Origin of the sequence: Pseudomonas sp. G(2018) (assembly GCF_005502415.1) — a bacterium.
Classification (GTDB): Bacteria; Pseudomonadota; Gammaproteobacteria; order Pseudomonadales; family Pseudomonadaceae; genus Aquipseudomonas.
The window spans coordinates 268118-291767 of record NZ_SCOO01000003.1; the positions used below are offsets into that span (position 1 = coordinate 268118).

35 protein-coding genes are annotated in these 23650 nt (G+C 55.4%); 1 reads left to right on the plus strand and 34 read right to left on the minus strand.

All coding sequences use genetic code 11. From position 1 onward, the window contains the following. Positions 1-66 precede the first annotated feature (66 nt). Positions 67-2901 carry an excinuclease ABC subunit UvrA gene (gene uvrA, locus FFS64_RS04790; protein ID WP_137804443.1) on the plus strand — a complete coding sequence of 945 codons (2835 nt, stop codon included), beginning with the start codon at positions 67-69 and terminating at the stop codon, positions 2899-2901. Between the two features lie 109 nt (positions 2902-3010). Here the strand turns inward: uvrA and bfr are convergent, their stop codons facing one another. From bfr to rpsL, 34 genes are all read right to left on the minus strand, one after another. Further along, positions 3011-3475 carry a bacterioferritin gene (bfr, locus tag FFS64_RS04795; protein WP_095197171.1) on the minus strand — a complete coding sequence of 155 codons (465 nt, stop codon included), beginning with the start codon at positions 3473-3475 and terminating at the stop codon, positions 3011-3013. A 148-nt stretch (positions 3476-3623) separates the two neighbouring features. Continuing rightward, on the minus strand, positions 3624-5078 hold the full coding sequence (locus FFS64_RS04800) for a catalase (protein ID WP_137804444.1): 1455 nt from the start codon (positions 5076-5078) through the stop codon (positions 3624-3626). Between the two features lie 208 nt (positions 5079-5286). Further along, positions 5287-5673 (minus strand): 50S ribosomal protein L17, encoded by a 387-nt coding sequence (gene rplQ / locus FFS64_RS04805; protein WP_024778333.1) that lies wholly within the window; start codon positions 5671-5673, stop codon positions 5287-5289. Positions 5674-5715: 42 nt separating this feature from the next. Continuing rightward, a complete protein-coding gene (rpoA, locus tag FFS64_RS04810) occupies positions 5716-6717 on the minus strand; it encodes a DNA-directed RNA polymerase subunit alpha (RefSeq protein WP_007924176.1) in 1002 nt (333 codons plus the stop codon). Between the two features lie 22 nt (positions 6718-6739). Beyond that, entirely contained in the window at positions 6740-7360 is a 621-nt protein-coding gene (gene rpsD, locus FFS64_RS04815; RefSeq protein WP_003176404.1) for a 30S ribosomal protein S4, read from the minus strand. An 18-nt stretch (positions 7361-7378) separates the two neighbouring features. Next, the gene (gene rpsK / locus FFS64_RS04820; RefSeq protein ID WP_002555466.1) at positions 7379-7768 is read right to left on the minus strand and encodes a 30S ribosomal protein S11; all 390 of its coding nucleotides are present in this window, start codon (positions 7766-7768) and stop codon (positions 7379-7381) included. A 30-nt stretch (positions 7769-7798) separates the two neighbouring features. Then, a complete protein-coding gene (gene rpsM / locus FFS64_RS04825) occupies positions 7799-8155 on the minus strand; it encodes a 30S ribosomal protein S13 (RefSeq protein ID WP_009045849.1) in 357 nt (118 codons plus the stop codon). A 130-nt stretch (positions 8156-8285) separates the two neighbouring features. Beyond that, positions 8286-8402: a 50S ribosomal protein L36 gene (gene rpmJ, locus FFS64_RS04830; protein WP_002555468.1), complete on the minus strand. Its 117-nt coding sequence runs from the start codon at positions 8400-8402 to the stop codon at positions 8286-8288. A 27-nt stretch (positions 8403-8429) separates the two neighbouring features. Beyond that, positions 8430-9758, minus strand: coding sequence for a preprotein translocase subunit SecY (gene secY, locus FFS64_RS04835; RefSeq protein WP_007896784.1), 1329 nt, complete (start codon positions 9756-9758; stop codon positions 8430-8432). Next, positions 9759-10196: a 50S ribosomal protein L15 gene (gene rplO / locus FFS64_RS04840; protein ID WP_003228720.1), complete on the minus strand. Its 438-nt coding sequence runs from the start codon at positions 10194-10196 to the stop codon at positions 9759-9761. A gap of 3 nt (positions 10197-10199) precedes the next feature. Then, a complete protein-coding gene (gene rpmD, locus FFS64_RS04845) occupies positions 10200-10376 on the minus strand; it encodes a 50S ribosomal protein L30 (protein WP_003176408.1) in 177 nt (58 codons plus the stop codon). 2 nt (positions 10377-10378) lie between these two features. Continuing rightward, positions 10379-10879, minus strand: coding sequence for a 30S ribosomal protein S5 (rpsE, locus tag FFS64_RS04850; protein WP_003186035.1), 501 nt, complete (start codon positions 10877-10879; stop codon positions 10379-10381). A 3-nt stretch (positions 10880-10882) separates the two neighbouring features. Then, positions 10883-11233 (minus strand): 50S ribosomal protein L18, encoded by a 351-nt coding sequence (gene rplR, locus FFS64_RS04855; protein ID WP_003186037.1) that lies wholly within the window; start codon positions 11231-11233, stop codon positions 10883-10885. Positions 11234-11243: 10 nt separating this feature from the next. After that, positions 11244-11777 (minus strand): 50S ribosomal protein L6, encoded by a 534-nt coding sequence (rplF, locus tag FFS64_RS04860; RefSeq protein ID WP_003176412.1) that lies wholly within the window; start codon positions 11775-11777, stop codon positions 11244-11246. Positions 11778-11789: 12 nt separating this feature from the next. After that, positions 11790-12182 (minus strand): 30S ribosomal protein S8, encoded by a 393-nt coding sequence (rpsH, locus tag FFS64_RS04865; protein ID WP_003228724.1) that lies wholly within the window; start codon positions 12180-12182, stop codon positions 11790-11792. Positions 12183-12391: 209 nt separating this feature from the next. Next, complete coding sequence (gene rpsN, locus FFS64_RS04870) at positions 12392-12697, minus strand: 30S ribosomal protein S14 (protein ID WP_003176414.1); 306 nt, start codon at positions 12695-12697, stop codon at positions 12392-12394. A gap of 13 nt (positions 12698-12710) precedes the next feature. Next, positions 12711-13250 (minus strand): 50S ribosomal protein L5, encoded by a 540-nt coding sequence (gene rplE, locus FFS64_RS04875; protein WP_003210069.1) that lies wholly within the window; start codon positions 13248-13250, stop codon positions 12711-12713. A gap of 20 nt (positions 13251-13270) precedes the next feature. Next, on the minus strand, positions 13271-13585 hold the full coding sequence (gene rplX, locus FFS64_RS04880; protein ID WP_003186046.1) for a 50S ribosomal protein L24: 315 nt from the start codon (positions 13583-13585) through the stop codon (positions 13271-13273). An 11-nt stretch (positions 13586-13596) separates the two neighbouring features. After that, entirely contained in the window at positions 13597-13965 is a 369-nt protein-coding gene (rplN, locus tag FFS64_RS04885; RefSeq protein WP_002555479.1) for a 50S ribosomal protein L14, read from the minus strand. Between the two features lie 23 nt (positions 13966-13988). Continuing rightward, positions 13989-14255 carry a 30S ribosomal protein S17 gene (rpsQ, locus tag FFS64_RS04890; protein ID WP_003176419.1) on the minus strand — a complete coding sequence of 89 codons (267 nt, stop codon included), beginning with the start codon at positions 14253-14255 and terminating at the stop codon, positions 13989-13991. A 2-nt stretch (positions 14256-14257) separates the two neighbouring features. Then, complete coding sequence (gene rpmC / locus FFS64_RS04895; protein WP_002555481.1) at positions 14258-14449, minus strand: 50S ribosomal protein L29; 192 nt, start codon at positions 14447-14449, stop codon at positions 14258-14260. Then, positions 14449-14862 carry a 50S ribosomal protein L16 gene (gene rplP, locus FFS64_RS04900; RefSeq protein WP_003228729.1) on the minus strand — a complete coding sequence of 138 codons (414 nt, stop codon included), beginning with the start codon at positions 14860-14862 and terminating at the stop codon, positions 14449-14451. Before rplP ends, rpmC begins: the two co-directional genes overlap by 1 nt. A gap of 12 nt (positions 14863-14874) precedes the next feature. Then, positions 14875-15561, minus strand: coding sequence for a 30S ribosomal protein S3 (gene rpsC, locus FFS64_RS04905; protein WP_003176422.1), 687 nt, complete (start codon positions 15559-15561; stop codon positions 14875-14877). A 13-nt stretch (positions 15562-15574) separates the two neighbouring features. Next, the gene (rplV, locus tag FFS64_RS04910) at positions 15575-15907 is read right to left on the minus strand and encodes a 50S ribosomal protein L22 (RefSeq protein ID WP_003103908.1); all 333 of its coding nucleotides are present in this window, start codon (positions 15905-15907) and stop codon (positions 15575-15577) included. A gap of 11 nt (positions 15908-15918) precedes the next feature. Then, entirely contained in the window at positions 15919-16194 is a 276-nt protein-coding gene (rpsS, locus tag FFS64_RS04915; RefSeq protein ID WP_002555486.1) for a 30S ribosomal protein S19, read from the minus strand. A gap of 16 nt (positions 16195-16210) precedes the next feature. Beyond that, positions 16211-17035, minus strand: a complete 825-nt coding sequence (gene rplB, locus FFS64_RS04920) for a 50S ribosomal protein L2 (RefSeq protein ID WP_003186055.1) — start codon at positions 17033-17035, stop codon at positions 16211-16213. 14 nt (positions 17036-17049) lie between these two features. Further along, positions 17050-17349, minus strand: coding sequence for a 50S ribosomal protein L23 (gene rplW / locus FFS64_RS04925; RefSeq protein WP_002555488.1), 300 nt, complete (start codon positions 17347-17349; stop codon positions 17050-17052). Then, the gene (gene rplD / locus FFS64_RS04930) at positions 17346-17948 is read right to left on the minus strand and encodes a 50S ribosomal protein L4 (protein ID WP_007924200.1); all 603 of its coding nucleotides are present in this window, start codon (positions 17946-17948) and stop codon (positions 17346-17348) included. Before rplD ends, rplW begins: the two co-directional genes overlap by 4 nt. A gap of 12 nt (positions 17949-17960) precedes the next feature. Next, positions 17961-18596 (minus strand): 50S ribosomal protein L3, encoded by a 636-nt coding sequence (gene rplC, locus FFS64_RS04935; protein ID WP_003186059.1) that lies wholly within the window; start codon positions 18594-18596, stop codon positions 17961-17963. A gap of 80 nt (positions 18597-18676) precedes the next feature. Continuing rightward, positions 18677-18988, minus strand: coding sequence for a 30S ribosomal protein S10 (gene rpsJ, locus FFS64_RS04940; protein ID WP_003186070.1), 312 nt, complete (start codon positions 18986-18988; stop codon positions 18677-18679). Positions 18989-19144: 156 nt separating this feature from the next. Continuing rightward, positions 19145-20338, minus strand: a complete 1194-nt coding sequence (gene tuf, locus FFS64_RS04945; RefSeq protein ID WP_008018195.1) for an elongation factor Tu — start codon at positions 20336-20338, stop codon at positions 19145-19147. A gap of 30 nt (positions 20339-20368) precedes the next feature. Next, complete coding sequence (gene fusA, locus FFS64_RS04950) at positions 20369-22474, minus strand: elongation factor G (protein ID WP_046815908.1); 2106 nt, start codon at positions 22472-22474, stop codon at positions 20369-20371. A gap of 30 nt (positions 22475-22504) precedes the next feature. Continuing rightward, a complete protein-coding gene (gene rpsG / locus FFS64_RS04955; RefSeq protein WP_002555493.1) occupies positions 22505-22975 on the minus strand; it encodes a 30S ribosomal protein S7 in 471 nt (156 codons plus the stop codon). A 118-nt stretch (positions 22976-23093) separates the two neighbouring features. Then, complete coding sequence (rpsL, locus tag FFS64_RS04960) at positions 23094-23465, minus strand: 30S ribosomal protein S12 (RefSeq protein WP_003186084.1); 372 nt, start codon at positions 23463-23465, stop codon at positions 23094-23096. Positions 23466-23650 lie beyond the last annotated feature (185 nt).

Genomic DNA, 23650 nt, shown 5'->3' on the forward strand with positions numbered 1-23650 from the left:
GTGTGCATCCATCCAGTATTTGGCCGTATACTCCTACGTTTTCGACGCCCGCCGAGCGAGGCCACTTTGGACAAGATCCTGATTCGTGGGGCCCGAACCCACAACCTGAAGAACATCGACCTGACCCTGCCACGGGACAAACTGATCGTCATCACCGGCCTGTCCGGCTCCGGCAAGTCGTCCCTGGCCTTCGACACACTGTATGCCGAAGGCCAGCGCCGCTATGTCGAATCGCTGTCGGCCTACGCCCGCCAGTTCCTGTCGATGATGGAAAAACCTGACGTCGACACCATCGAAGGCTTGTCGCCAGCAATTTCCATCGAACAGAAGTCGACCTCGCACAACCCGCGCTCGACCGTCGGCACCATCACTGAAATCTATGACTACCTGCGTCTGCTCTATGCGCGTGTGGGTATCCCGCGCTGCCCGGATCATGACATTCCGCTGGAAGCGCAGACCGTCAGCCAGATGGTCGACCTGGTCCTCGCCCAACCGGAGGGTAGCAAGCTGATGCTGCTGGCCCCGGTCATCCGCGAGCGCAAAGGCGAACATCTGTCAGTCTTCGAAGAGCTTCGCGCCCAAGGCTTCGTACGTGCCCGAATCAATGGCAAGCTTTATGAACTGGACGAAGCGCCCAAGCTCGATAAACAGAAGAAACACACGATCGATGTAGTGGTCGACCGCTTCAAGGTGCGCGCCGACTTGCAACAGCGTCTGGCCGAATCCTTCGAGACCGCGCTGAAGTTGGCGGACGGCATCGCATTGGTGGCGCCGATGGACGATGAGCCGGGGGAAGAGATGATCTTCTCCGCGCGCTTCGCCTGCCCGATTTGCGGCCACGCGATCAGTGAACTCGAGCCAAAGCTGTTTTCCTTCAACAACCCGGCCGGCGCCTGCCCGACCTGCGATGGCCTGGGGGTGAAACAATTCTTCGACATCAAGCGATTGGTCAACGGTGAGTTGACCCTGGCCGAAGGGGCGATCCGGGGCTGGGACCGGCGCAACGTCTATTACTTCCAGATGCTCGGCTCGCTGGCGTCCCACTACAAGTTCAGTCTGGAAGTGCCGTTCAACGAACTGCCAGCCGATCAGCAGAAGAACATCCTGCACGGCAGCGGCTCGCAAAACGTCGATTTCAAATACCTGAACGACCGTGGCGATATCGTCAAACGTTCCCACCCGTTCGAAGGCATCGTACCGAACCTGGAGCGTCGCTACCGCGAAACCGAGTCGGCTTCGGTCCGCGAAGAACTGGCCAAGTTCCTCAGCACCCAATCCTGCCCGGATTGCCGCGGCACTCGTCTGCGACGGGAAGCACGGCACGTATGGGTCGGCGAGAAAACCCTGCCGGCAGTGACCAACCTGCCGATCGGCGATGCCTGCGATTACTTCGGTGAACTGAAGATGACCGGCCGCCGTGGCGAGATTGCTGACAAGATCCTCAAGGAAATCCGCGAACGCCTGCAGTTTCTGGTCAACGTCGGCCTCGACTATCTGTCGCTGGATCGCAGCGCAGATACGCTGTCCGGTGGCGAGGCTCAGCGCATTCGTCTGGCCAGCCAGATCGGCGCCGGCCTGGTTGGCGTTCTGTACATTCTCGATGAACCATCGATCGGCTTGCATCAGCGCGATAACGACCGGTTGCTCGGCACACTCAAGCACCTTCGAGACATCGGCAACACGGTAATCGTGGTCGAGCACGACGAAGATGCGATTCGCCTGGCTGACTACGTGGTGGATATCGGGCCGGGTGCCGGCGTCCATGGCGGGCATATCGTTGCCGAAGGCACGCCTGCCGAGGTGATGTCGCATCCGGATTCCCTCACAGGCAAGTACCTCTCGGGCCGGGTGAAAATCGCCGTTCCGGCCAAACGTACGCCGCGCAACAAGAAGCTGTCGTTGTCGCTCAAAGGCGCCCGCGGCAACAACTTGCGCAATGTCGATCTGGATATTCCGATCGGCCTGCTGACCTGCGTGACCGGTGTGTCCGGCTCGGGTAAATCGACGCTGATCAACAACACGCTGTTTCCATTGAGTGCCACGGCGCTCAATGGTGCTACGACGCTGGAAGCCGCTGCCCACGACAGTATCAAGGGCCTGGAGCATCTGGATAAAGTCGTCGATATCGACCAGAGCCCGATCGGTCGCACACCACGCTCCAACCCGGCTACCTACACCGGATTGTTCACGCCGATCCGCGAGCTGTTCGCCGGCGTGCCGGAATCCCGCTCCCGCGGTTATGGTCCCGGGCGTTTTTCCTTCAACGTGAAGGGCGGCCGCTGCGAGGCCTGCCAGGGCGATGGCCTGATCAAGGTGGAGATGCACTTCCTGCCGGACATCTATGTGCCTTGCGACGTCTGCAAGAGCAAGCGCTACAACCGTGAAACCCTTGAGATCAAGTACAAGGGCAAGAGCATTCACGAGACCCTCGAGATGACCATCGAGGAAGCCCGGGAGTTTTTCGATGCTGTGCCTGCCCTGGCGCGCAAGCTTCAGACGCTGATGGACGTCGGCCTGTCCTATATCAAGCTGGGGCAATCGGCGACCACCCTGTCAGGGGGCGAGGCTCAGCGGGTCAAGCTGTCCCGTGAGCTGTCCAAGCGTGATACCGGCAAGACCCTGTATATCCTCGACGAACCTACAACCGGTCTTCACTTCGCCGATATCCAGCAATTGCTAGACGTGCTGCATCGACTGCGCGACCACGGCAATACGGTGGTGGTGATCGAGCACAACCTGGATGTGATCAAGACCGCTGACTGGCTGGTGGACTTGGGGCCGGAAGGCGGCTCCAAGGGCGGTCAGATCATCGCCGTCGGTACACCGGAGGAAGTCGCCGAGATGAAGCAATCTCACACCGGTTATTACCTCAAACCACTGTTGGAACGCGACCGGGCCTGATTCCCGCCCATGAAAAAGCCCCTGTCACTTCATCAGTGACAGGGGCTTTTTTTGTGTCCGCCTGTAGGAGCAAAGCTTGCTCGCAATTGCAGTTACGAAGGCCGCTGAATCAAGCGTGAGATTGCAGGTAGTTCTCGAGACCAATCAACTTGATCAGGCCCAACTGCTTTTCCAGCCAATAGGTGTGATCTTCTTCGGTGTCGTGGAGCTGTACACGCAGCATTTCGCGGCTGACGTAATCCTTGTGCTGCTCGCATAGCTGGATGCCTTTACACAGTGCGGCACGTACCTTGTACTCCAGACGCAGATCCGCTTCGAGCATCTCCGGCACTGTGGTACCGATATCGAGATCGTCAGGACGCATGCGCGGCGTGCCTTCCAGCATCAGAATCCGGCGCATCAGCGCGTCGGCGTGCCCGGCTTCTTCTTCCATCTCGTGATTGATTCGTTCGTAGAGCTTGGTGAATCCCCAGTCCTCATACATCCGCGAATGAACGAAATATTGGTCACGCGCGGCCAATTCGCCGGTCAGCAACGTGTTGAGGTAATCGATAACGTCTGGGTGGCCTTGCATCGCCCTACATCTCCCTGCTTGAAAGTTATAGTTTGAACCAACCTGGCCATAACGTCACTCGGCAGACGCAATAAAAGCGAAGATAATCTGAGAAAAGCAGCTGAAATAACGCAAAAACCGCCCAATTAAGGGCGGTTCTGCTTCTCATTTAGACTTCGTTAAGCTGTACGTTGAGTAGCTTTGCGATGGCCTCTCCATACGCCGGGTCGGCTCTGAAGAAATGCTGCAATTGACGGTCGACGACATCACTCGATACACCCGCCATCGCACCAGCGATATTGCCAACCAGCAATGCTTTCTGCTCGTCACTCATCAGGCGGAACAGCGCACCGGCGTGGCTGTAATAGTCAGTATCTTCACGATGATCGTAGCGACCAGCCGCACCGCTCAACGCCAACGATGGCTCGGCGTAACGAGGCGCCTGCTTCGGCGAATCGACATAACTGTTCGGCTCGTAATTCGGCGCGGCGCCGCCATTGCTCCCAAACGCCATCGAACCATCGCGCTGGTAGCTGTTGACCGGACTCCGCGGGGCGTTCACCGGCAGTTGCTGGTGATTAGTGCCGACACGGTAGCGGTGGGCATCCGCGTAAGCGAACACTCGCCCTTGCAACATGCGGTCCGGCGACAAGCCCACGCCCGGCACCATATTGCTAGGGCCGAAAGCTGCTTGCTCGACTTCAGCGAAGTAGTTGAGCGGATTGCGATTCAGTTCCAGCTCACCGACTTCGATCAACGGAAACTCTTTCTGTGACCAGGTCTTGGTGACGTCGAAAGGGTTCTCATAATGCGCTTCGGCCTGGGCTTCGGTCATGATTTGGATGCACACGCTCCATTTCGGGAAATCACCGCGCTCAATGGCTTCGAACAAATCGCGTTGAGCGTAATCCGGGTCAGTACCGGCCAGGCGTGCAGCGTCTGCCGGCGCCAGATTCTTGATCCCTTGCTGGGTCTTGTAGTGCCATTTCACCCAGTGACGCTCGCCGCTGGCGTTAATCAGGCTGTAGGTATGGCTGCCGAAGCCGTGCATGTGGCGGTAACCATCAGGGATGCCGCGATCCGAGAACAGGATCGTGACCTGATGCAGGGCCTCGGGAGAATGCGACCAAAAATCCCACATCGCCTGAGCACTTTTGAGGTTGCTTTGCGGCAGACGTTTTTGGGTGTGGATAAAGTCGGGAAATTTCAGCGGATCACGGATAAAGAACACTGGGGTGTTGTTACCCACGATGTCCCAGTTGCCTTCTTCGGTGTAGAACTTCAACGCGAAACCACGCGGATCGCGCTCGGTATCAGCCGAACCACGCTCACCGCCCACGGTGGAAAAGCGCAGGAATGTAGGCGTTTGCTTGCCGACAGATTCGAACAGCCTGGCGCTGGTGTACTGGGTAATATCGCGAGTCACGGTAAACGTCCCGTAGGCGCCCGAACCTTTGGCATGCACACGACGCTCAGGGATGTTTTCACGATTGAAGTGAGCCAGTTTCTCGATCAGGTGGAAGTCATCGAGCAGCAGCGGACCACGAGGGCCAGCGGAGCGGGAGTTCTGGTTGTCGGCGACTGGAGCGCCACTGGCGGTGGTAAGCGTTTTATTCTGGCTCATGCGATCTCTTCCTTTGTCAGTCTTGAACTGCCGGCTAAACGGCTGAAAGGAAGTATTGATGATCTACATGACACCTTCTAATTCATTAGACCATCTAAATCGATAGAGAATACCTAATAGAACTCCGGGGCATCCAACATGCCGCACTTTTCGAGCGTGCACAAAAAACCGGGCACTAAGGCCCGGTTCTTCGTTTCAGACTGACGTCTTACTCAGCGGATACAGCTTCACCGCCAGTAGCACGATCAACCAACTCGACGTACGCCATAGGCGCGTTGTCGCCAGCGCGGAAGCCGCACTTGAGGATGCGCAGGTAGCCACCCTCACGGGTAGCGTAACGCTTGCCCAGGTCGTTGAAGAGCTTGCCAACGATAGCTTTCGAACGAGTACGGTCGAAAGCCAGACGGCGGTTAGCCAGGCTGTCTGTCTTGGCCAAAGTGATCAGCGGCTCAGCAACGCGACGCAGTTCTTTAGCTTTTGGCAGAGTAGTTTTGATCAGCTCGTGCTCGAACAGCGACACCGCCATGTTCTGGAACATGGCCTTGCGGTGCGAGCTGGTGCGGCTGAGGTGACGACCACTTTTACGATGACGCATGGTTCATTCCTTACCAAACACTACGTTCGGTGATTACGACGATCAGGCAGTCGCCTTGTCGTCCTTCTTAAGACTTGCAGGCGGCCAGTTGTCGAGGCGCATGCCGAGGGACAGACCGCGGGAGGCCAGAACGTCCTTGATTTCAGTCAAGGATTTCTTGCCAAGGTTCGGAGTCTTCAACAGCTCTACTTCGGTACGCTGAATCAGGTCGCCGATGTAGTAGATGTTTTCCGCCTTAAGGCAGTTAGCCGAACGTACAGTCAGTTCCAGATCGTCAACCGGGCGAAGCAGGATCGGATCGATCTCGTCTTCCTGCTCGATTACCACTGGTTCGCTGTCACCTTTGAGGTCGACGAACGCAGCCAACTGCTGTTGCAGGATGGTTGCAGCGCGGCGGATTGCCTCTTCAGGATCCAGAGTACCGTTGGTTTCCAGATCAATAACCAGCTTGTCCAGGTTAGTACGCTGTTCGACACGGGCGTTTTCCACCACGTATGCGATACGGCGAACCGGGCTGAACGAAGAGTCAAGCTGCAAGCGACCAATGCTGCGGCTTTCGTCTTCATCGCTCTGACGCGAGTCGGCCGGTTCATAACCACGACCACGAGCTACTACGAGCTTCATGTTCAGGGCGCCGTTAGACGCCAGGTTAGCGATTACGTGATCGGGATTAACGATCTCGACATCATGATCCAGCTGAATATCGGCAGCGGTAACCACCCCCGAACCCTTCTTCGACAAGGTCAGCGTAACTTCGTCTCGACCGTGCAGCTTGATAGCCAGACCTTTAAGGTTCAACAGGATTTCAATTACGTCTTCCTGTACACCTTCGATGGCGCTGTACTCATGGAGTACACCGTCAATCTCGGCCTCGACTACTGCACAGCCGGGCATGGAGGACAACAGGATGCGGCGCAGCGCGTTGCCCAGGGTGTGGCCAAAGCCACGCTCGAGAGGCTCGAGAGTGATCTTGGCGCGGGTTGGACTGACAACCTGCACATCAATGTGGCGGGGTGTCAGGAACTCATTTACCGAAATCTGCATGGATGCACCTATTTTCTAGCCCTTACTTGGAGTAGAGCTCGACAATCAGGCTTTCGTTGATGTCGGCGGACAGATCACTGCGAGCTGGAACGTTCTTGAAAACGCCCGACTTCTTCTCAGTGTCTACTTCTACCCATTCTACGCGGCCACGTTGGGCACACAGATCGAGAGCTTGGACAATGCGAAGTTGGTTTTTTGCTTTCTCGCGAACAGCAACCACGTCACCAGCACGAACCTGGTAGGACGGAACGTTAACGGTTTGACCGTTTACGCTGATCGACTTGTGCGATACCAGCTGACGGGATTCGGCACGAGTCGAACCAAAGCCCATACGGTATACAACGTTGTCCAGACGGCATTCGAGCAGTTGCAACAGGTTTTCGCCGGTTGCACCTTTCTTGCCAGCAGCTTCTTTGTAGTAGCCGCTGAACTGACGTTCGAGAACGCCGTAGATACGACGGACCTTTTGCTTTTCACGCAGCTGGGTGCCGTAATCGGACTGGCGACCGCGGCGCTGGCCGTGGATACCAGGTGCTGCTTCAATGTTGCACTTCGATTCGATCGCGCGCACGCCGCTCTTCAGGAAGAGATCGGTGCCTTCGCGACGAGCGAGTTTGCATTTTGGACCAATGTAACGAGCCATTCTTTACAATCTCCTGGATTACACGCGGCGCTTCTTCGGCGGACGGCACCCGTTGTGCGGGATTGGCGTCACGTCGGTGATGCTGGCGATCTTGTAGCCACAGCCGTTCAAAGCGCGGACTGCGGATTCACGACCTGGACCTGGACCTTTGACGTTGACGTCGAGGTTTTTCAGGCCGTATTCCAGCGCAGCTTGACCAGCACGTTCAGCAGCTACTTGAGCAGCAAACGGGGTGGACTTGCGGGAACCGCGGAAACCCGAACCACCGGAGGTAGCCCAGGAAAGAGCGTTACCTTGACGGTCGGTAATGGTCACGATGGTGTTGTTAAAAGATGCATGGATGTGGGCGATGCCATCAACCACTGTCTTTTTAACTTTTTTACGAGGACGAGCAGCAGGTTTTGCCATGATTAAATTCCTGTCGATTCGCTGGGGCGATTACTTGCGGATCGGCTTACGCGGACCTTTACGGGTACGCGCGTTGGTCTTGGTACGCTGACCGCGTACTGGCAGACCACGACGATGACGCAGACCGCGATAGCAACCGAGGTCCATCAAGCGCTTGATTTTCATGTTGATTTCGCGACGCAGGTCACCTTCAGTGGTGAACTTCGCCACTTCGCCACGCAGCTGTTCAATTTGCTCGTCGCTCAGATCTTTGATCTTTGCTGCTGGGTTTACCCCAGTCTCTGCACAAATTTTCTGTGCAGTAGTGCGACCAACACCATAGATGTAGGTCAGCGAGATAACAGTATGCTTGTTATCTGGAATGTTAACGCCTGCAATACGGGCCATTCAGTGGGACTCCAATTGACAGCTACCTACGCCCCGGAAGCCAAGAAATAGGGCGCGAGATAATATCGCTGTAATAACAAATAATCAACCCGGCAGCGCACTAGCTGCCGGGCTTGAAGCACAATCACACTCAGCCTTGGCGCTGTTTGTGACGCGGTTCCGCGCTGCAAATTACTCGAACAACACCTTCGCGGCGAATAATCTTGCAGTTACGGCACAGCTTTTTCACCGATGCACGAACTTTCATCACCAACTCCTCGAACCTTATGGGTACTCAGCGCAACATGCCGCTGCCGTAACCCTTCAGGTTGGCTTTCTTCATCAGGGATTCGTACTGGTGCGAAACGAGGTGCGATTGTACTTGGGACATGAAGTCCATCACAACCACGACGACGATCAGCAACGAGGTCCCGCCAAGGTAGAACGGAACGTTTGCTGCAACCACCAGAAACTGGGGCAACAGGCACACGGCCGTCATATATAGAGCACCGAACAGGGTCAAACGAGTCAGAACGCCATCAATATAGCGTGCAGACTGCTCACCTGGACGAATGCCCGGAATAAAGGCACCGGACTTCTTCAGGTTTTCCGCTACGTCTTTCGGATTGAACATCAACGCCGTATAGAAGAAGCAGAAGAAAATAATCCCTGCACTAAACAGCAGAATATTCAACGGCTGACCAGGAGCGATCGACTGCGAGATGTCCTGCAACCAGCCCATACCTTCAGACTGACCGAACCAGGTACCCAACGAAGCCGGGAACAGCAAGATGCTGCTCGCGAAAATAGCCGGAATAACGCCGGCCATGTTCACCTTCAGCGGCAAGTGGCTGGTCTGCGCAGCGAAGACCTTGCGGCCCTGCTGACGCTTGGCGTAGTGAACAGCAATACGACGCTGACCACGCTCAATGAACACCACGAAACCGATAATCGCTACTGCCAGCAAACCGATGGCAACCAGGGCAAAAATGTTGATATCACCCTGACGTGCAGACTCGAAAGACTGCCCAATCGCTCTCGGAAGACCGGCGACGATACCTGCGAAAATCAACATCGAGATACCGTTGCCAACACCACGCTCAGTAATCTGCTCACCCAGCCACATCATGAACATCGCACCAGCCACAAAAGTGGATACCGCGACGAAATGGAAGCCAAAGTCACCAGTGAACGCAACGCCCTGCCCCGCCAGACCAATGGACATGCCAATGGCCTGGACGAGAGCCAGGACTACAGTGCCGTAGCGGGTGTACTGAGCGATCTTGCGACGCCCAGCTTCACCTTCCTTCTTCAACTGTTCCAGCTGCGGGCTGACGGCGGTCATCAGTTGCATGATGATCGATGCCGAAATGTACGGCATGATCCCCAGCGCAAAAATGCTCATCCGCTCCAGCGCGCCGCCGGAAAACATGTTGAACAAGCTAAGAATGGTCCCCTCATTCTGTCGAAACAGGTCCGCGAGTCGGTCCGGGTTGATACCTGGAACCGGGATGTGTGCGCCTATTCGGTAGACGATAATCGCCAGGAACAGAAAACGCAGACGAGCCCAGAGTTCAGACATACCGCCTTTGCCGAGCGCAGAGAGAGCACCTTGCTTAGCCATTTATTCCTCGAACTTGCCGCCAGCTGCTTCGATAGCCGCACGCGCACCTTTGGTGGCGCCGATTCCCTTTCCGATGGTTACAGCGCGAGTCACTTCGCCGGACAGCATGATTTTCACACGCTGCACGTTGACGTTGATCACGTTGGCATCTTTCAAGGACTGCACGGTGACGATGTCGCCTTCCACTTTAGCCAGCTCGGACAGACGCACTTCTGCGCGATCCATGGCCTTCAGGGAAACGAAACCGAACTTCGGCAGGCGACGATGCAGCGGCTGTTGACCGCCTTCAAAGCCTGGAGCAATGGTGCCACCGGAGCGGGAAGTCTGACCTTTGTGACCACGGCCACCAGTCTTACCCAAACCACTACCGATACCACGGCCCGGACGATGCTTTTCGCGACGGGAACCCGGCGCTGGACTCAGATCATTGAGTTTCATCGATTAACCCTCGACACGCAGCATGTAGTAAGCCTTGTTGATCATCCCGCGATTCTCGGGAGTATCCTGGACTTCTACAGTGTGACCGATGCGACGCAGACCCAGACCCTTAACGCACAGTTTGTGGTTAGGGATGCGGCCGGTCATGCTTTTGATCAGCGTAACTTTAACGGTAGCCATGATCAGAAGATCTCCTTGACGCTTTTGCCACGCTTGGCGGCAATGGATTCAGGAGACTGCATTGCTTTCAAACCCTTGAAAGTGGCGTGAACCACGTTTACCGGGTTAGTCGAGCCGTAGCACTTGGCCAGAACGTTCTGAACGCCAGCAACTTCGAGAACGGCACGCATTGCGCCGCCAGCGATGATACCGGTACCTTCAGAAGCAGGCTGCATGTACACCTTCGAAGCGCCGTGAGCGGACTTCATTGCGTACTGCAGAGTGGTGCCGTTCAGATCAACCTGGATCATGTTGCGGCGAGCAGCTTCCATTGCCTTCTGGATCGCAGCAGGCACTTCACGCGACTTGCCACGGCCGAAGCCAACACGCCCTTTACCATCACCAACCACGGTCAACGCGGTGAAAGTGAAGATACGGCCGCCTTTAACGGTTTTGGCTACGCGGTTAACTTGAACCAGCTTCTCGATGTAGCCTTCGTCGCGCTTTTGGTCGTTATTTGACATAACTTAGAACTCCAGCCCAGCTTCACGAGCAGCATCAGCCAGCGCTTTCACGCGACCGTGGTACTTGAAGCCAGAGCGGTCGAAAGCCACCTGCGAGACGCCAGCGGCCTTAGCACGCGTAGCGACCAGCTGGCCAACCTTAGTGGCCGCGTCGATGTTGCCAGTGGCGCCATCACGCAGTTCTTTATCCAAAGTCGAGGCGCTTGCCAGGACTTTGTTGCCGTCGGCCGAAATGACCTGGGCGTAGATGTGCTGCGAAGAGCGGAACACGCAGAGACGCACGACTTCGAGTTCGTGCATTTTCAGGCGTGCTTTGCGAGCGCGACGCAGTCGAGTAACTTTTTTGTCGGTCATTTGCTATGCCCTACTTCTTCTTGGCTTCTTTACGACGGACGACTTCGTCCGCGTAGCGCACACCTTTGCCTTTGTACGGCTCTGGTGGACGGAAGTCGCGGATCTCGGCGGCCACTTGACCTACCAGCTGCTTGTCGATGCCCTTGATCAGGATATCGGTCTGGCTAGGAGTCTCAGCGGTGATGCCTTCCGGCAGTTCGTAATCCACTGGATGCGAGAAGCCAAGAGCCAGGTTCAGCACTGTGCCTTTTGCTTGCGCTTTGTAACCAACACCGACCAGCTGGAGCTTGCGCTCGAAGCCTTGGCTTACGCCTTGGACCATGTTGTTAACCAACGCACGAGTGGTACCAGCCATTGCGCGAGTCTGTTGATCGCCATTGCGAGCAGCGAAACGCAGCTCACCAGCTTCTTCAACGATCTCAACGGACGAATGGATGTTCAGTTCGAGAGTGCCCTTGGCACCCTTCACCGAAAGCTGTTGGCCTGCGAATTTTACTTCGACGCCGGCTGGCAGCTTAACGGGGTTCTTAGCGACGCGAGACATGCTTATCCCCCCTTAGAACACAGTGCAAAGAACTTCGCCGCCGACACCGGCAGCGCGCGCAGCACGATCAGTCATCACACCCTTGTTGGTGGAGACGATAGACACACCGAGACCGCCACGAACTTTCGGCAGATCTTCGACGGACTTGTACTGACGCAGGCCTGGACGGCTAACGCGCTTCACTTCTTCGATAACCGGACGGCCTTCGAAGTATTTCAGCTCGATAGACAGCAGTGGTTTGGTTTCGCTGCTGATCTGATAACCCGCGATGTAACCTTCGTCCTTCAGGACTTTGGCAACAGCTACCTTCAACGTGGAAGATGGCATGCTTACGACGGACTTTTCAGCCATCTGGGCATTACGGATTCGAGTTAGCATGTCCGCTAACGGGTCCTGCATACTCATGGGCTAGACGCTCCTAATACAGAAAAATTAGCCTTGCGGCTACTACGTGTCGCCGAGAATCTCCGAGCGTAAAAAACACGGGCTCAGGCGAGCCGGGTATTCTAGACACACCCCAGAAATGAATCAAGCCCCAAAAGGGGCTTGATCCAGATTCAAGGCCACCGGCGGTCAGGATCTTGCGAGCCTGACCGCCGAGACTTTGACAGTACTTACCAGCTGGCTTTAACCAGACCTGGTACGTCACCACGCATTGCCGCTTCACGCAGTTTGTTACGGCCGAGGCCGAACTTGCGGTAAACGCCGTGTGGACGACCGGTCAGGCGGCAGCGGTTACGCATGCGCGAAGCGCTAGCGTCACGTGGCTGCTTTTGCAGAGCAACTGTAGCTTCCCAACGCGCTTCTGGACTTGCGTTCAGATCAACGATGATTGCTTTCAGTGCTGCACGCTTTTTGGCGTACTTGGCAACCGTGAGCTGACGCTTCAGCTCGCGGTTCTTCATGCTCATCTTGGCCATTTTCCTACTCCAATCAGTTGCGGAACGGGAATTTGAAAGCGCGCAGCAGAGCGCGACCTTCATCATCGTTCTTGGCAGTGGTGGTCAGGGTAATGTCCAGACCGCGGAGAGCATCGATCTTGTCGTAGTCGATTTCCGGGAAGATGATCTGCTCTTTTACGCCCATGCTGTAGTTGCCACGACCATCGAAGGACTTGGCATTCAGGCCGCGGAAGTCGCGAACCCGTGGCAGGGAGATCGACAGCAGACGATCCAGGAACTCGTACATACGCTCACGGCGCAGGGTCACTTTGACGCCGATCGGCCAACCTTCACGGACTTTGAAGCCAGCGATGGATTTGCGAGCGTAGGTCACAACGACTTTCTGGCCGGTGATCTTTTCCAGGTCAGCAACAGCGTGCTCGATGACTTTTTTGTCGCCGATCGCTTCGCCCAGACCCATGTTCAGGGTGATTTTGGTAACGCGCGGAACTTCCATCACGTTCGAAAGCTTAAGTTCTTCCTTAAGTTTCGGTGCGATTTCCTTCCGGTAAATCTCTTTTAGTCGTGCCATGGTCTTCTACCTAGCAGTGTTCAAGCATCAACCGCTTTTTGGGTCGACTTGAAGACACGAATTTTCTTACCGTCTTCTACTTTGAAACCAACGCGGTCAGCCTTGTTGGTTTCGCCGTTGAAGATGGCGACGTTAGAAGCGTGCAGTGGCGCTTCTTTCTCGACGATACCGCCCTGTACGCCCGACATCGGGTTAGGCTTGGTATGACGCTTGACCAGGTTCAGACCACCAACAACCAGACGGTTGTCAGCAAGAACCTTCAGCACCTTACCGCGCTTACCTTTGTCTTTGCCGGCGATCACGATGATCTCGTCGTCACGACGAATCTTTTGCATGTCGGATCTCCTTACAGCACTTCTGGGGCGAGCGAGACGATCTTCATGAACTTCTCAGTACGAAGCTCACGGGTCACTGGCCCAAAGATACGGGTGCCGATCGGCTCTTGCTTGTTGTTCAGAAGAACAGCAGCGTTGCCATCAAAGCGGATAATGGAGCCATCTGCACGGCGAACGCCGTGACGAGTGCGGACTACAACAGCAGTCATCACTTGGCCTTTTTTCACCTTACCGCGAGGAATTGCTTCCTTGACGGTAACTTTGATGATGTCACCGATACCAGCGTAACGACGATGGGAGCCACCCAGCACCTTGATGCACATAACGCGGCGAGCGCCGCTGTTATCGGCCACATCGAGCATGGATTGAGTCTGAATCATATAATTTCTCCGACCCCTAGTCCTTAGACTTCCACAGCGCGTTCGAGAACATCAACCAGCGCCCAAGACTTGGTCTTGGCCAAAGGACGAGTTTCACGAATAGTGACTTTGTCGCCGATGTGGCACTGATTGGTTTCGTCGTGCGCGTGCAGCTTAGTCGAACGCTTAACGTATTTACCGTAGATCGGGTGCTTAACGCGACGCTCGATCAGAACGGTGATGGTTTTGTCCATCTTGTCGCTGACAACACGGCCAGTCAGCGTACGGACAGTTTTTTCGGCTTCAGCCATGATTACTTACCTGCCTGCTGGTTGAGCACAGTCTTCACGCGAGCGATGTCACGCTTAACTTGCGAGAGCAGATGAGACTGCCCCAACTGGCCAGTTGCTTTCTGCATGCGCAGATTGAACTGGTCGCGCAGCAAGCCGAGCAGTTGCTCGTTCAGCTGCTGTGCGGATTTTTCACGAAGTTCATTCGCTTTCATCACATCACCGTCCGTTTAACAAAGGAGGTGGCGAGCGGCAGCTTTGCAGCAGCCAGGGCGAAAGCCTCACGCGCCAGCTCTTCAGAAACACCCTCGATTTCATACAGGACTTTGCCTGGCTGAATCTGGGCAACCCAGTATTCGACGTTACCCTTACCTTTACCCATCCGAACTTCGAGTGGCTTCTTGGAAATAGGCTTGTCCGGGAATACACGGATCCAGATCTTGCCGCCACGTTTTACGTGACGGGTCAGAGCACGACGCGCTGACTCGATCTGACGAGCGGTGAGACGACCACGAGCTACAGACTTCAGCGCGAACTCGCCGAAGCTGACTTTGCTACCGCGCAATGCCAGGCCACGGTTGTGACCGGTCATTTGCTTGCGGAACTTCGTACGCTTTGGTTGCAACATTTGGCGTACCCCTTACTTAGCAGCTTTTTTACGAGGCGCTGGTGCTTGTGGTTTCAGCTCTTCTTGGCGACCACCAATTACTTCGCCTTTGAAGATCCAAACCTTTACACCGATCACACCGTAAGTGGTGTGAGCTTCGTAGTTGGCATAGTCGATGTCGGCACGCAGGGTGTGCAGTGGCACACGACCTTCGCGATACCATTCAGTACGTGCGATTTCAGCACCGCCGAGACGACCGCTCACTTGGATTTTGATGCCTTTGGCACCAATGCGCATTGCGTTCTGTACGGCGCGCTTCATAGCACGACGGAACATTACGCGACGCTCCAGCTGCTGAGCTACGCTCTGCGCAACCAGCATACCGTCGAGCTCCGGCTTGCGGATCTCTTCGATATTGATGTGCACAGGCACACCCATTTGCTTGGTCAGGTCCTGACGCAGTTTCTCAACATCTTCACCTTTCTTCCCGATAACGATACCTGGGCGAGCGGTGTGGATGGTGATACGTGCAGTTTGGGCCGGACGATGGATATCGATACGGCTTACGGACGCGCTTTTTAGTTTGTCTTGGAGATACTCACGCACCTTCAGATCAGCGAACAAGTAGTCCGCATAAGTCCGACCGTCTGCGTACCAGACGGAGGTGTGCTCCTTGACGATTCCCAGGCGAATGCCAATGGGATGTACTTTCTGACCCATCTCTTCGACTCCGTTACTTGTCAGCAACCTTGACAGTGATATGGCAAGACCGCTTGACGATGCGATCAGCACGGCCTTTGGCACGCGGCATGATGCGCTTCAGCGAACGCCCTTCGTTGACGAAAACGGTGCTGACCTTCAGGTCATCAACGTCCGCGCCTTCGTTATGCTCGGCGTTGGCTACGGCCGACTCCAGCACTTTCTTCATGATCTCGGCGGCTTTCTTACTGCTGAAAGCCAACAGGTTGAGCGCTTCGCCCACCTTCTTCCCGCGGATCTGGTCGGCGACCAAGCGGGCTTTCTGGGCGGAGATTCGAGCGCCCGACAACTTAGCGGCTACTTCCATTTCCTAACCCCTTAACGCTTGGCTTTCTTGTCTGCCACGTGCCCGCGATAAGTGCGGGTACCGGCGAACTCGCCCAGTTTGTGGCCGACCATGTCTTCGTTCACGAGAACTGGGACGTGCTGACGACCGTTGTGTACTGCGATGGTCAGACCGACCATTTGTGGCAGGATCATCGAACGGCGCGACCAGGTTTTAACTGGTTTGCGATCGTTCTTTTCCGCCGCCACTTCGATCTTCTTCAGTAGGTGAAGATCGATAAAAGGACCTTTTTTCAGAGAACGTGGCACTGTCGTATCCCTCTATTTACTTGCGACGACGGACGATCATTTTGTCGGTACGCTTATTACCACGAGTCTTCGCGCCCTTAGTCGGGAAGCCCCATGGCGATACCGGATGACGACCACCAGAGGTACGACCTTCACCACCACCATGTGGGTGGTCAACCGGGTTCATGGCAACACCACGAACGGTTGGGCGAACGCCACGCCAGCGTTTGGCACCAGCTTTACCCAGCGAACGCAGGCTGTGCTCGGAGTTCGAGACTTCGCCCAGGGTCGCGCGGCATTCAGCCAGTACTTTACGCATCTCACCAGAACGCAAACGCAGGGTCACGTAGACACCTTCACGAGCGATCAGCTGAGCCGAAGCACCAGCGGAACGAGCGATCTGAGCGCCTTTACCTGGCTTCAATTCGATGCCGTGTACGGTGCTACCAACTGGAATGTTACGCAGTTGCAGAGCGTTGCCCGGCTTGATCGGTGCCAGAGCACCTGCGATCAGCTGGTCGCCAGCACTCACGCCTTTAGGGGCGATGATGTAGCGACGCTCGCCATCTGCGTACAGCAGCAGAGCGATGTGAGCAGTACGGTTTGGATCGTATTCGATACGCTCGACAGTGGCAGCGATGCCATCTTTGTCGTTGCGACGGAAGTCGACCAGACGATAATGCTGCTTATGACCACCACCGATGTGACGAGTGGTAATACGGCCATTGTTGTTACGACCACCAGACTTCGATTTCTTCTCGAGCAGCGGTGCGTGAGGAGCGCCTTTATGCAGCTCCTGGTTGACCACCTTGACCACAAAACGGCGGCCAGGGGAAGTCGGTTTGCATTTAACGATTGCCATGATGCACCCCTTCCTTACTCAGCACTGCTGCTGAAATCGAGATCTTGGCCTGGCTGAAGGGAGATAACTGCCTTCTTCCAGTCATTACGCTTGCCCAGACCGCGAGCAGTACGCTTGCTCTTACCCAGAACATTCAGGGTAGTAACACGCTCTACTTTCACGCTGAACAGGCTTTCGACGGCCTTCTTGATTTCCAGCTTGGTTGCATCAGTAGCAACCTTGAAAACGAACTGGCCTTTCTTGTCTGCCAGAACCGTAGCCTTCTCGGAAACGTGCGGGCCAAGCAGAACTTTAAATACGCGTTCCTGGTTCATCCCAGCAGCTCCTCGAATTTCTTCACGGCCGACACGGTGATCAACACCTTGTCGTATGCGATCAGACTAACTGGATCGGAACCTTGCACATCACGTACATCTACGTGCGGCAGGTTGCGAGCAGCCAGGTACAGGTTCTGATCAACAGCGTCCGACACGATCAAAACGTCGGTCAGGCTCATGTTGTTCAGCTTGCCCAGCAGGTCTTTGGTTTTCGGCGTTTCAACGGCGAAATCCTGAACCACGACCAGACGATCAGTACGCACCAGCTCAGCAAGGATGGAACGCATTGCTGCGCGATACATCTTCTTGTTCAGCTTCTGGGAGTGATCCTGAGGACGAGCTGCGAAAGTGGTACCGCCGCCACGCCAGATTGGGCTACGGATAGTACCGGCACGAGCACGGCCAGTACCTTTCTGACGCCATGGGCGCTTGCCGCCACCGGAAACGTCGGAACGGGTCTTTTGCTGCTTGCTACCCTGACGGCCGCCAGCCATGTAGGCCACGACTGCTTGGTGAACCAGCGTCTCGTTGAATTCGCCGCCAAATGTCAGTTCGGAAACTTCGATCGCTTGAGCGTCATTTACATTTAATTGCATGTCAGCTTCCCCTTAACCGCGAGCCTTGGCTGCTGGACGTACAACCAAGTTGCCGCCAGTAGCGCCAGGAACAGCGCCCTTGACCAACAACAGATTGCGTTCAGCGTCCACGCGCACTACTTCGAGGGACTGCACGGTCACGCGCTCAGCGCCCATATGACCGGACATTTTCTTGCCCTTGAATACACGACCAGGAGTCTGGCACTGGCCGATAGAGCCTGGAACGCGGTGGGATACGGAGTTACCGTGGGTGTTATCTTGCCCGCGGAAGTTCCAACGCTTGATCGTACCCTGGAAGCCTTTACCTTTGGACTGACCGGTTACATCAACCAGCTGGCCAGCGGCGAAGATTTCAGCGTTGATCAGATCGCCGGCCTGGTACTCGCCTTCTTCAAGGCGGAATTCCATTACGGTACGACCAGCGGCAACGTTCGCCTTGGCGAAGTGGCCAGCCTGAGCTGCTGTTACACGCGAAGCACGACGCTCGCCGACAGTGACTTGCACTGCACGATAGCCATCGGTCTCTTCAGTTTTGAACTGGGTGACGCGATTCGGCTCGATCTCAATGACCGTGACCGGAATGGAGACACCTTCTTCGGTGAAAATACGGGTCATACCGCATTTACGACCGACTACACCAATAGTCATGTTGTAAACCTCATGAGTGTACGGGGCTTTCACCCGCTATGGCCGCCCATTTCAGAGCGTTACACGACTAAGACCGAGTCTTAGCCGAGGCTGATCTGCACTTCCACACCGGCCGCAAGATCAAGCTTCATAAGTGCATCAACGGTTTTATCCGTTGGCTGGACGATATCCAGAACGCGCTTATGAGTACGGATCTCGTACTGGTCACGCGCGTCTTTGTTGACGTGCGGGGAGACCAGAACGGTGAACCGCTCTTTACGGGTAGGCAGTGGAATTGGACCACGCACTTGAGCACCAGTACGTTTCGCGGTTTCCACGATTTCCTGGGTGGATTGGTCGATCAGGCGATGGTCGAAAGCCTTCAACCTGATACGGATTTGCTGATTTTGCATTGGATTTCAGACTCCGGCTGCTATTCCCACCGGGCGCAATACGCCCGTTAAAAGGAGGCGCAATTCTATAGACGCCCCAGATAGGTGTCAACCCAATAAAAAAGCCCCCGCTGAGCGGGGGCCTTTTCAAAACATCAAAGCTGACTCGAAAAGAGCTTACTCGATGATTTTAGCTACAACGCCAGCACCAACGGTACGGCCGCCTTCACGGATAGCGAAGCGCAGACCGTCTTCCATTGCGATGGTTTTGATCAGGGTAACAGTCATTTGAATGTTATCGCCTGGCATTACCATTTCAACGCCTTCTGGCAGCTCGCAGTTACCAGTCACGTCAGTAGTACGGAAGTAGAACTGTGGACGGTAGCCTTTGAAGAACGGAGTGTGACGACCGCCTTCTTCCTTGCTCAGAACGTAAACTTCTGCGGTGAACTTGGTGTGCGGCTTAACCGAACCCGGCTTAACCAGAACCTGACCACGTTCAACGTCGTCACGCTTGGTGCCACGCAGCAGAACGCCGCAGTTCTCGCCAGCACGACCTTCGTCGAGCAGCTTGCGGAACATCTCAACACCAGTGCAGGTGGTGGTGGTGGTGTCACGCAGACCAACGATTTCCAGTGCATCTTGAACGCGAACGATACCGCGCTCGATACGACCAGTCACAACAGTACCGCGACCGGAGATCGAGAATACGTCTTCGATTGGCATCAGGAATGGCTTGTCGATAGCACGCTCTGGCTCTGGGATGTAGGTATCCAGAGTTTCAACCAGCTTGCGAACAGCGCTGGTGCCCATTTCGTTATCGTCTTTGCCTTCCAGCGCCATACGAGCCGAACCGATGATGATCGGAGTGTCGTCGCCTGGGAAGTCGTAGGTGCTCAGCAGGTCGCGAACTTCCATCTCAACCAGTTCCAGCAGCTCTGCGTCGTCTACCAGGTCAGCCTTGTTCAGGAAAACCACGATGTACGGAACGCCTACCTGACGGGACAGCAGGATGTGCTCACGGGTTTGCGGCATCGGACCATCAGCGGCCGAGCAAACCAGGATCGCGCCGTCCATCTGGGCAGCACCGGTGATCATGTTCTTCACGTAGTCAGCGTGACCTGGGCAGTCAACGTGAGCGTAGTGACGAATGTTCGAGTTGTACTCGACGTGCGCGGTATTGATGGTGATACCACGAGCTTTTTCTTCTGGAGCGCTGTCGATCTTGTCGAATTCAACTACGGCCGAACCGAAAACTTCGGAGCAGACGCGAGTCAGAGCAGCGGTCAGAGTGGTTTTACCGTGGTCAACGTGACCGATAGTGCCAACGTTGACGTGCGGTAGGGAACGATCAAATTTTTCTTTAGCCACGACAATTAACTCCTTGCCTAAAGGACTGAATCAGCCTTGTTTTTTGGTAACGGTTTCGACGATGTGCGACGGAGCCGTATTGTATTTTTTGAATTCCATAGAGTAGCTTGCGCGACCCTGGGACATCGAACGAACGTCGGTCGCATAACCGAACATCTCGCCCAACGGAACTTCAGCACGGATAACCTTACCGGAAACCGTGTCTTCCATACCCAGAATCATGCCGCGACGACGGTTCAGGTCGCCCATCACGTCACCCATATAGTCTTCAGGCGTAACAACCTCTACCGCCATGATCGGCTCGAGCAACTCACCACCACCCTTCTGGGCCAGTTGCTTGGTCGCCATGGAAGCAGCCACCTTAAACGCCATCTCGTTCGAGTCGACGTCGTGGTAAGAACCATCAAACACGGTAGCCTTCAGGCCGATCAGCGGATAGCCGGCAACAACGCCGTTCTTCATCTGCTCTTCGATACCTTTCTGGATAGCCGGGATGTATTCCTTAGGAACCACACCACCCACCACTTCGTTCAGGAATTGCAGACCTTCCTGACCTTCGTCAGCAGGTGCAAAACGGATCCAGCAATGACCGAACTGGCCACGACCGCCGGACTGACGAACGAACTTGCCTTCGATTTCGCAGCTCTTCGTGATGCGCTCACGGTACGAAACTTGAGGCTTACCGATGTTGGCTTCGACGTTGAACTCACGGCGCATCCGGTCAACCAGGATGTCCAGGTGCAGCTCGCCCATGCCGGAGATGATCGTCTGACCAGTCTCTTCATCAGTTTTGACGCGGAAAGACGGGTCTTCCTGAGCAAGCTTGCCCAGAGCGATACCCATTTTTTCCTGGTCATCCTTGGTCTTAGGCTCTACGGCAACCGAAATAACCGGCTCCGGGAAGTCCATGCGAACCAGGATGATTGGCTTGTCAGCGTTGCACAAGGTTTCACCAGTGGTGACGTCCTTCATGCCGATCAGAGCCGCGATGTCACCAGCGCGTACTTCCTTGATCTCTTCACGGGCGTTTGCGTGCATTTGCACCATACGACCCACGCGCTCTTTCTTGCCTTTAACCGAGTTGATCACGCCGTCGCCGGATGCCAACACACCCGAGTAAACGCGGACGAAGGTCAAGGTACCCACGAATGGGTCGGTAGCGATCTTGAACGCCAGAGCCGAGAACGGCTCGTTGTCGTCTGCATGACGCTCCATTTGCTTTTCCTCGTCATCCGGGTCAGTACCCTTGATGGCAGGAATGTCGGTTGGAGCCGGCAGGTAGTCGATAACGGCGTCGAGAACCAGGGGAACACCCTTGTTCTTGAAGGAAGAACCGCAAACAGCCAGAACGATCTCACCAGCGATAGTACGCTGACGCAGAGCGGCCTTGATTTCCTCGATGGAAAGCTCTTCACCTTCGAGGTACTTGTTCATCAGCTCTTCACTGGCTTCGGCCGCAGCCTCAACCATGTTGCTGCGCCACTCTTCAGCCAGCTCCTGCAGCTCAGCAGGGATAGCTTCGCGACGAGGGGTCATACCCTTGTCAGCATCATTCCAGTAAACCGCTTCCATGGTCATCAGATCGATCTGACCCTGGAAGTTGTCTTCGGAACCGATAGCCAACTGGATTGGCACCGGAGTGTGACCCAGACGCTGCTTGATCTGAGCGATCACGCGCAGGAAGTTCGCGCCGGCACGGTCCATCTTGTTCACGTAAACGATACGTGGAACGCCGTACTTGTTGGCTTGACGCCATACGGTTTCGGACTGAGGCTCAACGCCCGAAGTACCACAGAACACAACGACCGCGCCGTCGAGTACACGCAGGGAACGCTCAACTTCAATGGTGAAGTCAACGTGGCCCGGGGTGTCAATAACGTTGAAGCGGTATTGGTCTTTGTGCTGCTTCGCAGAACCTTGCCAGAAGGCGGTAATAGCAGCAGAAGTAATGGTAATACCACGCTCCTGCTCCTGCACCATCCAGTCCGTGGTCGCGGCGCCGTCATGCACCTCGCCCATCTTGTGGCTTTTGCCAGTGTAAAAAAGGACGCGCTCGGTGGTGGTGGTTTTACCAGCATCCACGTGAGCAACGATACCAATGTTACGGTAGCGATTAATCGGTGTAGTACGAGCCATAAAGCCCTCGCAAAATTAGTGACGCTAAAATTAGAAGCGGTAGTGCGAGAAAGCTTTGTTAGCTTCAGCCATACGGTGCACGTCTTCACGCTTCTTAACTGCAGCACCTTTACCTTCGGCAGCGTCCAACAGTTCGCCAGCCAAACGCAGAGCCATAGACTTCTCGCCGCGCTTACGGGCGAAGTCTACCAACCAGCGCATTGCCAGAGCGTTACGACGGGACGGACGAACTTCAACCGGAACCTGGTAAGTAGCACCGCCTACACGGCGCGACTTTACTTCGACCAGCGGAGCGATGGCGTCGAGAGCTTTCTCGAAGATTTCCAGGGGGTCGCTGTTCTTGCGTTCTTTAACCTTTTCCAGCGCGCCATAAACGATACGCTCGGCAACGGCTTTCTTGCCGCTTTCCATCACGTGGTTCATGAACTTGGCCAGGATTTGGCTTCCGTATTTTGGATCGTCAAGCACTTCGCGCTTGGCTGCTACGCGTCTTCTTGGCATGGATAAGCCCTCAAACGGTCTTCAGGTTCGCTCGGAATCGGTGCCCACTCGGGACGCCTCCGACCTTACTCTTATCGACTCAGAAAAATAGAAATCAGTTTTTTGCAGCAAGCGACCATTACTTCGGACGCTTGGTACCGTACTTCGAACGACCCTGGTTACGACCCTTAACGCCGGAAGTATCCAAAGAACCGCGAACGGTGTGGTAACGAACACCTGGCAAGTCTTTTACACGACCGCCGCGGATCAGTACCACGCTGTGCTCTTGCAGGTTGTGACCTTCACCGCCGATGTACGAGGAAACCTCGAAACCGTTGGTCAGGCGCACACGGCATACTTTACGCAGTGCCGAGTTAGGTTTTTTCGGCGTGGTGGTGTACACACGGGTGCACACGCCACGACGTTGCGGGCAGTTCTGCAGCGCAGGCACGTCGGATTTCTCGACGATACGCTTACGCGGCTGACGTACCAGCTGGTTGATAGTTGCCATCTACTAGCTCCACTGTTGTCTTGCGACGCTATTGTCTTGCAAGAAAAGCAAAATGGCAGGAACGAATCCCCGCCAAATTTAGGGGTACAAGAGTCTAAAGAGGATCTTGTCCCCAGTCAAGGCAAGGCCCCGCCCTCCCCGCTCATCGAACCTCGACAATTTGTCTCGATACGATGAACGGAGCG